The following is a 12,732-nucleotide window of genomic DNA, read 5'->3' on the forward strand; positions in this document are numbered from 1 at the left end:
CGGGGCGTGGGCGTCCAGCACCCGGGTGGGCGGCTACGCTGTCCGGGTGCTGCTGAGTGACCGGGACCTGCGCAAAGAGATCGAGGCCGGGCGGCTGGTGTTGGAGCCGCTGGAGGTGGATCTTGTTCAGCCGTCGAGCATCGACGTGCGGCTGGACCGGTTCTTCCGGGTGTTCAACAACACGAAGTACACGCACATCGATCCGAGTCAGCAGCAGGATGACCTGACGACGCTGGTGGAGACGGAGGGCGATGAGCCCTTCGTGCTGCATCCGGGGGAGTTCGTGCTGGGGGCGACGTTCGAGCGGGTGAGCCTGCCGGACGATCTGGCGGGCCGCCTGGAGGGCAAGTCCTCGCTGGGGCGCCTGGGGCTGCTGACGCACTCGACGGCGGGCTTCATCGACCCGGGTTTCGAGGGGCACATCACGTTGGAGCTGTCCAACGTCTCGAATCTGCCGATCACGTTGTGGCCGGGCATGAAGATCGGCCAGCTGTGCCTGTTCCGGCTGGAGAGCCCGGCGGAGCATCCGTACGGGTCGAAGCGCGCGGGGTCGAGGTATCAGGGCCAGCGGGGGCCGACGCCGTCGAGGTCGTACCTGAACTTCCAGCGCACGGACACGAGCCGCTAGTCGGCGACGAACTCCTGGCCGTAGCGGGCCAGGACACGGGCCCGGAGGTCCTGGTCCTCGCGGGGCACGGGTTCGAGGAAGATCTCGTCGAGCGAGGGGAACTCGGCGGTGAGTTCGGCGGCGATGCGCACGCAGGCCCGTTCGAGGTCGGCGGCGCCGAGGTTGTCGTCGAAGTCGAGGCGGGCGCAGAGCAGGACCCGGTCGGTGCCGGTGAGCATGGTGAGCAGGTCGACGACGACTTCGACCTCGGGGGCGGCGGCGAGGCGGGCGCGAACGGCTCGGACCAGGGCGACGTCGGCCTGCCGGCCGATGAGCAGGCCCCGGTTGGTGCGCCCGAGCACGTAGGCGCACACGGCGAGCAGCACGGCGATGAGCAGCGAGGCGACGCCGTCGTAGACGACGGAGCCGGTGAGCTGGTGCAGCAGCAGCCCGAAGAACGCCAGCAGCAGGCCGATGAGGGCGGCGGCATCCTCGAAGAACACGGTCTTGGCGGTGGGGTCGTCGATGTCGGCCAGGTACTTGACGATGGAGGTGCCCTCCTCGGCGGCCTCCCGGCGGATCTGGACGACGGCCCGCGACAGCGACACGGACTCCAGCACGAAGCCCAGGGCCAGCACGATGTAGGCGACGGTCGGGTTGCCCTCGTCGGCGGCGTCGCCGGTCAGGGCGTCGTAGCCCTGGATGAACGCGAACACGGCGCCGGAGGTGAAGATCGAGACGGCGGCCAGCAGCGACCAGAAGTAGCGCTCCTTGCCGTAGCCGAAGGGGTGCCGGCGGTCGGCGGGCCGTTCGGATCGGCGCAGCGCCGTGAGCAGCAGCGCCTCGGTGATGGTGTCGGCCACCGAGTGGCCGGCCTCGGCCAGCATCGCGGCCGATCCGCTGAGCACGCCGGCGACCGCCTTCATCAGGGCGATCCCGACGTTGATGCCAAGCGCCACCAACACGGTGAGTGTGCTCTCGCCGCTGCTTTCATCCGCCACGGGAATTACCGTAACCGAATTCGCGCGCAACCAGGCTAAGAGTTGGCGCGTCCTTTGACGTTCACCTGAACAGTCGATGATGGACGGTCGATTTCCCTTGTGTAGCAAGGCAACCCGTGCAACTGGCGGCACGTCTCCTGCTCGGAGACAACACCACCGCAGGGGGGAAATTATTATGAAGCGCTTCGCCGTCGCGGCTCTTGCACTCGGTCTGCCGCTACTGTCCGTCGCGACCGCGCACGCCGACACCAGCACCGTCACCATCTCGGGCGTCGCCTGGAAGGACCTGAACGGGGATGGCATCCGCCAAGCCGACGAGCCGGTGCTGCCGGGCATCAAGATCGGCGACACCACCACCGACGCGATGGGTCGCTACACGCTGACCGACGTGCCGTACATGGGCACCGGCCAGGCCGACTCGCCGCGGGTGCAGGCCAGCCAGCTCAGCATCGAGGGCGGCAAGTTCACGCTGACCCGCCCGCACCAGGGCCCGGCCGCGACCGACTCCGACTTCGACTGGGTCAACGGCTGGCTGAACGTGGACCACCCGCCGGTGGACGGCGTGTTGGACAACATGGACGTGGGCTACATGCCGGCCAAGTCCGACCCGTGGCTGAAGGCCCTCACGCCCGAGCAGGCCAACCCGGTGCACGTCGGCGACCACCTCACCTACGACGTCACGGTCACCACCAACGACTTCCCGGGCTACTACCACCTGCGGGTGGCCTTCCCGGACGGCATCCAGCCGGACAAGGTCCAGGAGACGCCGGGTGTGGGGGTGGAGTTCCCGAACCCGCAGACGGTCGACCTGCTGCCGACCCACAACCAGGACCCGAGCTCGGTGATCACCCGGACGGTCACCGCCACCGTGACCAAGCCGACCAGCGGCAAGGTCACCGCTGAGCTGGTCGACACCCAGGGTGACGTGAACCCGATCAACAACGAGAAGTCGGTGCAGGTCACCGCGGTCGACACCGGTTCGACCACGCCGCCGAGCACGACCACGGCCACCCCGGCGCCGACCGTCACGACCACCCCGGCGCCGACGAGCCCCAATGCTCAGCCGGTTGGCTACGCGGCCCCCAAGCCGGCGGCGCTGGCCAACACCGGCGTGGACCCGGTGTGGCCGCTGGTCGCGGGCCTGACACTGCTGGCCGGCGGGGCCGGGGCGATCTTCCTCGCCCGCCGCCGCCGCGCCTGAGGCAAAACGAAAGGGGACGGTGCCAGCAGGCACCGCCCCCTTCGAACGTGCGGATCTACACCTGAGCCGCGGGCTGCTCGTCGCCACGCTTCACGGCGGCGAGCAGCAGCTGCGCCACGTCGACGACCTCGACGTGCTCGCCGGCGGCCTGCTCCGACTTCCGGGCGGTCAGACCGTCGCTGAGCATGACCCGGCAGAACGGGCAGCCGGTGGCGATCTTCGTCGGCGCGGTGCCGAGGGCCTCGTCGACCCGCTCGACGTTGATCCGCTTGCCGATCCGCTCCTCCATCCACATCCGCGCGCCGCCGGCCCCGCAGCACATGGACCGGTCACCGTGCCGCGGCATCTCCCGCAGCTCGGCCCCGGTCGCGCCGACCAGCTCGCGCGGCGCGTCGTAGACCTTGTTGTGCCGGCCCAGGTAGCACGGGTCGTGGTAGGTGACGTCCTCGGCGATCGGGGCCACCGGCACCAGCCGCTTCTCCCGCACCAGCCGGTTGAGCAGCTGAGTGTGGTGCACGACCTCGTACATGCCGCCCAGCTGCGGGTACTCGTTGGCCAGGGTGTTGAAGCAGTGCGCGCAGGTGACGACGATCTTGCGCTTGCCCGGCTCCCGTCCGTCGAAGACGGTGTTGAGCACCTCGACGTTCTGCTGGGCCAGCATCTGGAACAGGAACTCGTTGCCGGCGCGGCGGGCCGGGTCGCCGGTGCAGGTCTCCTCCGGCCCGAGCACGGTGAACTTCACGTCGGCGTTGTGCAGCAGCTCGGCCACGGCCTGGGTGGTCTTCTTGGCCCGGTCCTCGAACGCGCCCGCGCAGCCGACCCAGAACAGGTACTCGACGTCGGCGGCCAGCTCGCCGCCGAACACCGGCACCTCGAACGGCAGGCCCTCGGTCCAGGCCAGCCGGTCCTTGGCGTTCTGGCCCCAGGGGTTGCCCTTGTTCTCCAGGTTCTTGAACATCCCGCCGAGCTCGGTGGGGAAGTTGGACTCGATCAGCACCTGGTAGCGGCGCATGTCGACGATGTGGTCGACGTGCTCGATGTCCACCGGGCACTGCTCGACGCAGGCGCCGCAGCTGGTGCACGACCACAGCACGTCGGGGTCGATGACGCCCATCTCCTCCGGACCGCCGATCAGCGGCCGGCCGGACTCGGCCAGGGCGAGCACGTCGATCTTGGCCAGCCGGGCCTCGGCGTCGTCGCCGACGATGCCGATCTCGTCGCCGGCCATGTCCTTGCGGCCGCCGGCCAGCAGGTACGGGGCCTTGGCGTAGGCGTGGTCGCGCAGCTGGGTGATGACCAGCTTGGGCGAGAGCGGCTTGCCGGTGTTCCAGGCCGGGCACTGGGACTGGCAGCGGCCGCACTCGGTGCAGGTGCTGAAGTCCAGCCAGCCCTTCCAGCTGAAGTCCTCGACCTTGCCGGCGCCGAAGACGTCTTTCTCCGGGTCGGCCTCCTCGAAGTCCAGCGGCTTGCCGGCGCTCATCATCGGCCGCAGCGCGCCCAGCGCCACCGCGCCGTCGTCCTCGCGCTTGAAGTAGATGTTGAAGAAGGCGCTGAACCGGTGCCAGGCCACGCCCATGGTCAGGTTCTTCGAGACCACGGCCAGCCAGATCATGCCGGACAGCAGCTTGATCACGGCCATCACCGACACCAGGTCGGGGTTGGCCGGCAGCAGGTGGCCCAGCGGCGCGGTGACGAAGTTGGCCCACAGCGGCTGGTCCTCCAGCCCGCTGGCCTCCTTGAAGACCTTCACGCCGAGGATGCCCAGGCCCTCGATGATGACCACGGCCTCGACGAAGTAGGCCTGCCTGAAGTTGGAGCCGGCGAACCGGGACAGCCGGTCGGCCCGGCGCGGGTGGTTGAGCTGGCGGATCACCGCCAGGGCCACGCCGCCGACCACGGTGCCCACGCCGAGCACCTCGGTGACGAAGTTCCACACCGCCCAGTCGCCGATGATCGGCCAGTGCCAGGCCGGCACGAAGACCTCGCCGTAGGCCTCGAACAGCACGAGCGAGCCGATCAGGAAGCCCCACATCACCAGCCAGTGCCACGGCGCGACGGTGCGCACCTTGGCCATCCTGGTGTGCGCGGCGAACTCCTTGACCAGGGTGCCGAGCCTGGGCAGGAACGGGCCGTTGCGGGTGGGATCGGGCTGCCCGAGCCGGATGGTCCGCACCTGGCGCAGCACGGCCGCGACGAACATCCCCCACGCGACCAGGCTGACGGCAACACCGATCACGCCGAGCGTGACCTGTAGAGCACCCATTGCTCCCTCGCCCTTCCGTTACGGACAAGTCGTCCGGGAAGCCTAAACGATGTTACTGGCCAGTAACTACTTGACGTGGCCGGGATCGCACAGCGGTGGGAACATCCGAGCCGGGTCTCGCGTTGGACGAGCAGGAAGCTTGAGCGGAATGGACTCAACTCCGGTCGGCCTGGCAAACTTGAGTCGACGCTGCTCAACCGGCAGCGGGGCACCAGTATCGGGAGGCAGTTCAATGGCGCGTGCGGTCGGCATCGACCTGGGGACGACCAACTCCGTCGTCGCCGTCCTTGAGGGCGGTGAGCCGACGGTGATCGCCAACTCCGAGGGTTCGCGTACCACCCCGTCCATCGTGGCGTTCGCCAAGAACGGCGAGGTTCTGACCGGTCAGCCGGCCAAGAACCAGGCCGTCACCAACGTCGACCGGACGATTCGCTCGGTCAAGCGGCACATCGGCACGTCGTGGACCCAGGAGATCGACGACAAGAAGTACACCGCGCAGGAGATCTCCGCGCGGGTGCTGATGAAGCTGAAGCGGGACGCCGAGGCCTACCTGGGCGAGGAGATCACCGACGCGGTGATCACCGTCCCGGCCTACTTCGAGGACGCGCAGCGGCAGGCCACCAAGGAGGCCGGCCAGATCGCGGGCCTCAACGTGCTGCGCATCGTGAACGAGCCCACCTCCGCCGCCCTGGCCTACGGCCTGGACAAGGGCGAGAAGGAACAGACCATCCTGGTCTTCGACCTCGGTGGCGGCACCTTCGACGTCTCGCTGCTGGAGCTGGGCGACGGCGTGGTCGAGGTCCGCGCGACCTCCGGTGACAACCACCTCGGCGGCGACGACTGGGACCAGCGCGTCGTCAACTGGCTGGTGGAGAAGTTCAAGACCGCCAGCGGCATCGACCTGACCAAGGACAAGATGGCGCTGCAGCGGATCCGGGAGGCCGCGGAGAAGGCCAAGATCGAGCTGTCCTCCTCCTCCACCGCCAGCATCAACCTGCCCTACATCACCGTGGACAGCGACAAGAACCCGCTGTTCCTGGACGAGACGCTGACCCGCGCCGAGTTCCAGCGGATCACCGCTGACCTGCTCGACCGCTGCCGCGCGCCGTTCAACAACGTGATCAAGGACGCCGGCGTCAAGATCTCCGACATCGACCACGTGGTGCTGGTCGGCGGCTCCACCCGCATGCCGGCCGTGACCGAGCTGGTCAAGGAGCTGACCGGCGGCCGCGAGCCGAACAAGGGCGTGAACCCGGACGAGGTCGTCGCCGTCGGCGCCGCGCTGCAGGCCGGCGTGCTGAAGGGCGAGGTCAAGGACGTCCTGCTGCTCGACGTCACCCCGCTGTCCCTGGGCATCGAGACCAAGGGCGGCATCATGACCAAGCTGATCGAGCGCAACACCACGATCCCCACCAAGCGGTCCGAGATCTTCACCACGGCCGACGACAACCAGCCGTCCGTGCAGATCCAGGTCTTCCAGGGCGAGCGCGAGTTCGCGGCGCAGAACAAGAAGCTCGGCATGTTCGAGCTGACCGGGCTGCCGCCGGCCCCGCGCGGCGTGCCGCAGATCGAGGTCACCTTCGACATCGACGCCAACGGCATCGTGCACGTCCAGGCCAAGGACCTGGGCACCGGCAAGGAGCAGTCGATGACCATCACCGGCGGCTCGGCGCTGCCGAAGGACGACATCGACCGCATGGTCCGCGACGCCGAGGAGCACGCGGAGGAGGACAAGCGCCGCCGCGAGGAGGCCGAGACCCGCAACCAGGCGGAGACGCTGGTCTACAGCACCGAGAAGTTCATCAAGGACAACGACGAGAAGCTGCCGGCCGACACCAAGGAGAAGGTGCAGGCGGCCATCGCCGAGGCCCAGGAGGCCCTCAAGGGCACCGACATCGGCGTCATCCGGTCCGCGGTGGAGAAGCTGGCCTCCGAGTCCCAGGCGCTGGGCTCCGCGCTGTACGCCAACGCGACCCCGGGCGCCGAGGGCGCGGCCGCCGGCGACGCCCCGGGCGCGCAGGCCGGCCCGCAGGCCGACAACGTGGTTGACGCCGAGATCGTGGACGAGGACCCGAAGAAGTGAGCGACGAGCAGGAGCAGCCGGTGGTCGTGAACGACCGCCGACGGATCGACCCGGAGACGGGCCAGCTCCGCGAGCCGGAGCCGGGCGAGCTGGCCGACGAGACTCTCGAGTCCGCCGGCCGGCACGCCGCCGAGGACGCCGTGGCCGACCCGGCCGCGGAGTTCAAGGCGCAGCTGGACGAGCGCACCGCCGACCTGCAGCGGCTGCAGGCCGAGTACGCCAACTACCGCAAGCGGGTGGAGCGCGACCGCGAGGTCAACGCCCTGGCCGCCAAGGGGCAGATCGTCACCGAGCTGCTGGGCGTGCTCGACGACGTGGAGCGGGCGGCCGCGCACGGCGACCTGACCGGCGCGTTCAAGTCGGTCAGCGACAAGCTGGTCGCGGTGCTCCAGGCCAGCGGCCTGGAGCCGTTCGGCCACGAGGGCGAGGAATTCGATCCCTCGGTGCACGAGGCGGTGCAGCACAACACCTCGGCCGAGGTGACCGGACCGACCGTGACCGCGGTGTTGCGCCGCGGCTACCGGTACGGCGAGCGCCTGCTGCGGCCGGCGCTGGTCGCGGTCACCGACCATGAGCCGGCAGCAGCTGAGTAACACGAACGAAGGGAGGGACGCCCGGTGAGCGCGCGGGATTGGATCGACAAGGATTTCTACGGCGACCTGGGCGTCTCCTCCGACGCCTCGGCCGACGAGATCAAGAAGGCGTACCGCAAGCTGGCCCGGGAGCTGCACCCCGACGCCAATCCCGGCGACGCCAAGGCCGAGGCCCGCTTCAAGTCGGTCTCGCAGGCCTACGGCGTGCTGTCGGACGCGGAGAAGCGCAAGCAGTACGACGAGGCGCGGCGGCTGTTCGGCTCCGGCGGGTTCCGGCCCGGCGGTGGCGGTTTCGGCGGCGGCTCCGGCTCGTTCGACCTCGGCGACCTGTTCGGCGGGGCCCAGGCCGGTGGCGCCCAGGGTGGCCTCGGCGACCTGCTGGGCGGCCTGTTCGGCGGTCGCGGCCGGGGTGGCGCGGCGGCGTCGTCGGCCACCAGGGCCAAGCGCGGCGACGACGTCGAGACCGACGTGCGGATCGACTTCGTGGAGGCGGTCAAGGGCGCGACCGTGCCGCTGCGGCTGTCCAGCCCGTCGACCTGCGGCACCTGCCACGGGTCGGGGGCCAAGCCGGGCACCACGCCACGCACCTGCCCGACCTGCAAGGGCGCCGGCCTGGTCAGCCGGAGCCAGGGCGCGTTCGCGTTCAGCGAGCCGTGCCGCGACTGCCGGGGCACCGGCAAGATCATCGACGACCCGTGTCCGGAGTGCGGCGGCGAGGGCGTGAGCACCAAGGTGCGCACCCTGACCGTGCGGATCCCGGCCGGCGTCGACGACGGTCAGCGGATCCGGCTGGCCGGCCAGGGCGAGCCCGGGCGCAACGGCGGACCCAACGGCGACCTGTTCGTGCGGGTGCACGTCGCGCCGCACGCGGTGTTCGGACGTTCCGGTGACGATCTCACCGTGACGGTCCCGGTGACCTTCCCCGAGCTGGCGCTGGGCACCACACTGACGGTGCCGACGCTGGACTCGAAGGTCAACGTGAAGGTGCACCCGGGCACGGCCAGCGGCCGGATCCTGCGGGTGCGCGGCAAGGGCATCGAGCGCCGCGACGGCCGCACGGGAGACCTGCTGGTGACGCTCCAGGTGGCGGTGCCGGCGCGACTGGACGGCAAGGCCGAGGAGGCGCTCAAGGCGTACGCCGAGGCCACCGCCGGCCACGACCCGAGGGCAGAGCTGGACGATCTGCTGGGAAAGGGTGACGCGTGATGGGCAACCCGTTCTCGTTCCCGCCGGGAGCCAACGAGGACACCCCGGTTTTCGTGATCTCGGTGGCGGCCCAGCTGTCCGGGCTGCACGCGCAGACCCTGCGCAGCTACGACCGGCTCGGTCTGGTGTCTCCGGGCCGGGCCACCGGCGGCGGTCGCCGCTACTCGGCCCGGGACATCTCGCTGCTGCGCGAGGTGCAGCGGCTGTCCCAGGAAGAGGGCGTCAACCTGGCCGGCATCAAGCGCATCATCGACCTGGAGAACCAGGTGGACGCGCTCAAGGCCCGGCTGACCGAGGTGCTGGAGGAGCTGGCCGCGGCCCACGCGGCGGCCGAGCAGGCGGCGGCCGCGGTGCACGCCTCCTACCGCCGGGACCTGGTCCCGGTCCGCCAGCAACAGCAGATCGTGGTCTGGAAGCCGAAAAAGTAGCCATCCTGAAAACCCGCGAGTCCCGCTCTCGGGCAACCATGTGTCGAGTTCCGAACTCGACATTCAGTTGCCCCAGAGCGGGACTCGCGGTGTTTGTGGGGTCAGTCCAGGGTGAACGGGTCGTAGCGGATGTGGTCCAACGGGGTGCCCGCCACCAGCATCCGGGAGACAGTGGCCCGGATCATCGCCGGCGAGCCGCAGACCAGGACCTCGCGGTCGGACCAGGAGCCGTAGCGGGTGACCACGTCGGCCAGCGAGCCGTGCTCGTAGCCCTGCAGGCCCGGCTCCGACTCCACCACCGGCACCACCGTCAGCCACGGGTTGCTCTGGGCGATGCGCTGCAGGTTCTCCAGGTCGTAGAGGTCCTCGCGGGTGCGGCCGCCGACGAACAGGTGCACGCGGGGGTTCTCGCCCCACTGGGCCAGGTTGTCCAGGATCGACCGCATCGGGGAGACGCCGGTGCCGCCGGCGACCATCAGGACGTCCTTGCCGGCCTCGCGGTCCACGGCGAGCCGGCCCATCGGCGCGCCGATCCGCCACTGGTCGCCGACCTGGGTGTGGGCCACGATCGAGCGGCTCACCCAGCCGCTGTTGACGGCGCGGATGTGGAACTCGATGGTGCCGTCCTCGCGCGGCGCGTTGGCCGGGCTGAAGTAGCGCCACAGCCGGGGCCGCTGCGGGGTTTCCACGCTCACGTACTGGCCGGGCTGGTAGGGCACCGGGTAGTCGGGCTGCACCCGCACCATGGCCAGGCCCCAGCTCAGCCGCTTGTGCTCGACCACGGTGGCCGGCCAGAAGGCCGGGCCCTCGTCGGCCGCGGCGGCCTCCTGCATGGACCGGGCCATGATCGTGTAGGCCTCGGCCCAGGCCCGCTCGACCTGCGGCGTCCACGCCTTGCCGGCGAACTTCTTGATGGCGGCCAGCAGCGCCGTGCCGACGGCCTCGTAGTGACTGGCCACCACACCGAACTTGCGGTGGTCGCGGCCGAGCTGGCGCAGGAACGGGATCAGGTCGTCGGGGCGGTCGACCATCTGCACGACGTGCACCAGGGCCCGCAGCAGCCGACTGCGCTGCACCTCCATGTTCACCGGGAACATGTCGCGGGTGGTCGGCGCGAGGCTGAACAGCATCCCGTAGAAGAATTTCGCCACTTCGTCAGCGCACGGTTCAACGACCGCGAAGCTCTCGCGAATCATCCGCACCATCGCGGTGACACCCGGTGGCGGTTCGCGGTGAGGAGTGGTCGAAGGCAAGGGATTCAACACGGCGTTGGCTGTCATGGTCCGGGCGCAGTCTCCACGTAGTCAGGGGCACCTGGCAAGGCGCTCCGTGGTCAAGCATCCGTCCCCCGACAGGGTGGACCCTAACTCGACATCGGGAGTTTGTGGGACTTGATGCCTCGTTCGGGTGGACCGGAGTCACTAACCGTTGACAGACCGCCCTACGAACGGGCGAACAAGCCGCCGGGGGTGTGCAGAACGCGTCCGGCATGGCACGGTGGGCCACCGTGACCCCCGTCCACCTTGCTCCGACCGGTACCGCCGGTCCAGAGCTGCTCCAACTGGAGCTGTCGGACGCACCGTCCCCCGCGGTGACCGACATCACCCTGCACCCCGATGAACTGCTCGGACCCCACCCCGGGGACGACGACTTACCCGGCTCCCGAGGAGAGCACCTGCTGCAACGGGCCTTCGGCACGGCCGACCGGGCCAACCGGTTCTACCGCGACCAGGTCCTGGACCACCTCAACGACGAGATGCGGGCCTTCGTCGCCCGCATGGACATGGCCTTCATCGGCACCTCGGACGCGGGCGGCGAGTGCGACGTGTCCTTCCGCGCCGGCCCGTCCGGCTTCGTGCGGGTGCTGGGCGAGCGCTGGCTGGCCTACCCCGAGTACCGCGGCAACGGCGTGATGGCCAGCCTCGGCAACATCAGCGAGAACGCGCACGTGGCCATGCTGCTGGTCGACTTCGTGGACGACCTGATCGGCCTGCACGTCAACGGCCGGGCCCGCATCGTCGACGACGCCGAGCTGCGGGCCGTGCACCCCGAGCTGCCGGCCGAGTTCGACCGCGGCCGGACCCCTGAACGCTGGGTGGTGCTGGAAGTGGTCGAGGCCTACATTCACTGCCGGAAGCACATCCCCCGGCTGGTGCCGGTGGACCGCACCCGGGACTGGGGCACCGACGACGGTCGCCGCAAGGGCGGGGACTACTTCGGCGTCCGATCGGCGAGAACTGCGGCCCACTAGCAGGGATCGGACACCCCGCCCACTACGGTTTGACGTTCGTGTGACGCGGATGGAGGACCAGGGTGGACGAGCACGAGCAGGCTGACCGCCGGGAGGCAGCCCAGGCCGTGGAGCGGTCGCTCTCGGTGCTGTTCGGCCGGGCCCGCAGCTTCTCCCTGCAGGTCGCCAAACAGGTCCACCCCGGCCTGGACACCGCGTCCTACGCGCTGCTCGTGCACCTGTACGAGACCGGCCCGGTGCGTGCCGCCGAGATCGTGGAGCGCACCGGCCTGGACAAGTCGACGGTGAGCCGGCAGATCGCTCGGCTGGAGGAGCTCGGGCTGCTGGAGCGGGCCGTGGACAGCGCCGACGGCCGGGCCCGGATCGTGCAGCTCACGGCCATCGGCCACGACCGGCTCGACGCCGTCCGCAACGACCGCCGCACGCTGTTGCGGGAGCGGCTGTCGCACTGGTCCACCGAGGACATGCATACCTTCTCCGCGCTGCTGGAGCGGCTGAACGAGGTGTTGTGATGGGGCCGTCGGAAGAGCAGTCGCTGGAGCTGATCCGCCAGTTGCGGATGCTCAACCAGATCCAGAACGCGGTGCGGATGCGGTTCTGGGACGACGACTTCGGCCTGCACCCGGCGGCCGGCGCGCTGCTGGCCGACGTGGTGGCCCGGGGTGAGTGCCGGGTGTCGGACCTGGCCGAGCACCGGGTGGTGGACACCTCGGTGGTCAGCCGGCAGATCGCCCAGCTGGAGAAGGTGGGCCTGGTCAACCGCCGGCCCTCGCCCAGCGACGGCCGGGTGGCCCTGATCAGCCCGACCGAGCGCGGCGTCGAGGTGCTGGCCGGCTGGAAGCGCAAGCAGGCCGACCTGATCCGGGGCGCGCTGGACGGCTGGGACGACGAGCGGCTGGCTTCGGCCAACGGGGTGCTGCGCGACCTGGTGGCAGCCATCCGCGGCACGCTGGAAGCGTGACCACCCGGACGGCCCAGCCCTGTGGATCGTCACCTGGGGATTGTGGATAACCGGGGTACCGGTGTGGACAAGCCTGGTTCGCATGTGGGTGAACGCCGCGGGTGTGGCGGCTGACCGGCCGTGACAGCGTGGGGTGAG

General features: G+C 69.9%; 12 protein-coding genes. 9 read left to right on the forward strand and 3 right to left on the reverse strand.

Annotated features, from left to right (window positions below):
- Positions 1-46: 46 nt before the first annotated feature.
- Positions 47-628 carry a dCTP deaminase gene (gene dcd / locus JJ691_RS39690; RefSeq protein WP_211764626.1) on the forward strand — a complete coding sequence of 194 codons (582 nt, stop codon included), beginning with the start codon at positions 47-49 and terminating at the stop codon, positions 626-628.
- On the opposite strand, the gene JJ691_RS39695 is transcribed toward dcd, so the two are convergent.
- Positions 625-1,608: a cation diffusion facilitator family transporter gene (locus JJ691_RS39695; protein ID WP_211764627.1), complete on the reverse strand. Its 984-nt coding sequence runs from the start codon at positions 1,606-1,608 to the stop codon at positions 625-627. The genes dcd and JJ691_RS39695 overlap by 4 nt on opposite strands.
- 175 nt (positions 1,609-1,783) lie before the next feature.
- Between JJ691_RS39695 and JJ691_RS39700 the strand changes: the two genes are divergently transcribed.
- On the forward strand, positions 1,784-2,809 hold the full coding sequence (locus JJ691_RS39700; protein ID WP_211764628.1) for an LPXTG cell wall anchor domain-containing protein: 1,026 nt from the start codon (positions 1,784-1,786) through the stop codon (positions 2,807-2,809).
- A gap of 55 nt (positions 2,810-2,864) precedes the next feature.
- Here the strand turns inward: JJ691_RS39700 and JJ691_RS39705 are convergent, their stop codons facing one another.
- Positions 2,865-5,072 (reverse strand): (Fe-S)-binding protein, encoded by a 2,208-nt coding sequence (locus tag JJ691_RS39705; protein WP_211764629.1) that lies wholly within the window; start codon positions 5,070-5,072, stop codon positions 2,865-2,867.
- A gap of 232 nt (positions 5,073-5,304) precedes the next feature.
- Here JJ691_RS39705 and dnaK point away from each other — a divergent pair, with 232 nt between their 5' ends.
- Genes dnaK through JJ691_RS39725 form a run of 4 tightly spaced genes read left to right on the forward strand, consistent with a single transcriptional unit; the run spans position 5,305 to position 9,382 of the window.
- Positions 5,305-7,155: a molecular chaperone DnaK gene (gene dnaK / locus JJ691_RS39710; protein ID WP_211764630.1), complete on the forward strand. Its 1,851-nt coding sequence runs from the start codon at positions 5,305-5,307 to the stop codon at positions 7,153-7,155.
- Positions 7,152-7,748 (forward strand): nucleotide exchange factor GrpE, encoded by a 597-nt coding sequence (gene grpE / locus JJ691_RS39715; protein WP_211764631.1) that lies wholly within the window; start codon positions 7,152-7,154, stop codon positions 7,746-7,748. The genes dnaK and grpE overlap by 4 nt, the downstream gene beginning before the upstream one ends.
- A 24-nt stretch (positions 7,749-7,772) precedes the next feature.
- Entirely contained in the window at positions 7,773-8,954 is a 1,182-nt protein-coding gene (gene dnaJ, locus JJ691_RS39720; RefSeq protein ID WP_211764632.1) for a molecular chaperone DnaJ, read from the forward strand.
- Positions 8,954-9,382 carry a heat shock protein transcriptional repressor HspR gene (locus JJ691_RS39725; protein WP_211764633.1) on the forward strand — a complete coding sequence of 143 codons (429 nt, stop codon included), beginning with the start codon at positions 8,954-8,956 and terminating at the stop codon, positions 9,380-9,382. The genes dnaJ and JJ691_RS39725 overlap by 1 nt, the downstream gene beginning before the upstream one ends.
- A 101-nt stretch (positions 9,383-9,483) precedes the next feature.
- On the opposite strand, the gene JJ691_RS39730 is transcribed toward JJ691_RS39725, so the two are convergent.
- The gene (locus JJ691_RS39730; protein ID WP_249227306.1) at positions 9,484-10,587 is read right to left on the reverse strand and encodes an FAD-binding oxidoreductase; all 1,104 of its coding nucleotides are present in this window, start codon (positions 10,585-10,587) and stop codon (positions 9,484-9,486) included.
- Positions 10,588-10,889: 302 nt separating this feature from the next.
- On the opposite strand from JJ691_RS39730, the gene JJ691_RS39735 reads away from it, so the two are divergent.
- From JJ691_RS39735 to JJ691_RS39745, 3 genes are all read left to right on the forward strand, one after another.
- On the forward strand, positions 10,890-11,633 hold the full coding sequence (locus JJ691_RS39735; RefSeq protein ID WP_249227307.1) for a pyridoxamine 5'-phosphate oxidase family protein: 744 nt from the start codon (positions 10,890-10,892) through the stop codon (positions 11,631-11,633).
- A gap of 62 nt (positions 11,634-11,695) precedes the next feature.
- Positions 11,696-12,145, forward strand: coding sequence for a MarR family winged helix-turn-helix transcriptional regulator (locus tag JJ691_RS39740; protein WP_211764636.1), 450 nt, complete (start codon positions 11,696-11,698; stop codon positions 12,143-12,145).
- Positions 12,145-12,594 (forward strand): MarR family winged helix-turn-helix transcriptional regulator, encoded by a 450-nt coding sequence (locus JJ691_RS39745; protein ID WP_211764637.1) that lies wholly within the window; start codon positions 12,145-12,147, stop codon positions 12,592-12,594. Before JJ691_RS39740 ends, JJ691_RS39745 begins: the two co-directional genes overlap by 1 nt.
- Positions 12,595-12,732: the final 138 nt, after the last annotated feature.

The sequence above is a fragment of the Kutzneria sp. CA-103260 genome (genome assembly GCF_018263855.1).
GTDB lineage: Bacteria > Actinomycetota > Actinomycetes > Mycobacteriales > Pseudonocardiaceae > Kutzneria.

Coding starts and splice junctions, on each gene's coding strand:
- JJ691_RS39700 (WP_211764628.1), top strand. CDS start 1,784: ATGAAGCGCTTCGCCGTCGCGGCTCTTGCACTCGGTCTGCCGCTACTG.
- JJ691_RS39705 (WP_211764629.1), bottom strand. CDS start 5,072: ATGGGTGCTCTACAGGTCACGCTCGGCGTGATCGGTGTTGCCGTCAGC.
- dnaK (WP_211764630.1), top strand. CDS start 5,305: ATGGCGCGTGCGGTCGGCATCGACCTGGGGACGACCAACTCCGTCGTC.
- JJ691_RS39725 (WP_211764633.1), top strand. CDS start 8,954: ATGGGCAACCCGTTCTCGTTCCCGCCGGGAGCCAACGAGGACACCCCG.
- JJ691_RS39730 (WP_249227306.1), bottom strand. CDS start 10,587: ATGGTGCGGATGATTCGCGAGAGCTTCGCGGTCGTTGAACCGTGCGCT.
- JJ691_RS39745 (WP_211764637.1), top strand. CDS start 12,145: ATGGGGCCGTCGGAAGAGCAGTCGCTGGAGCTGATCCGCCAGTTGCGG.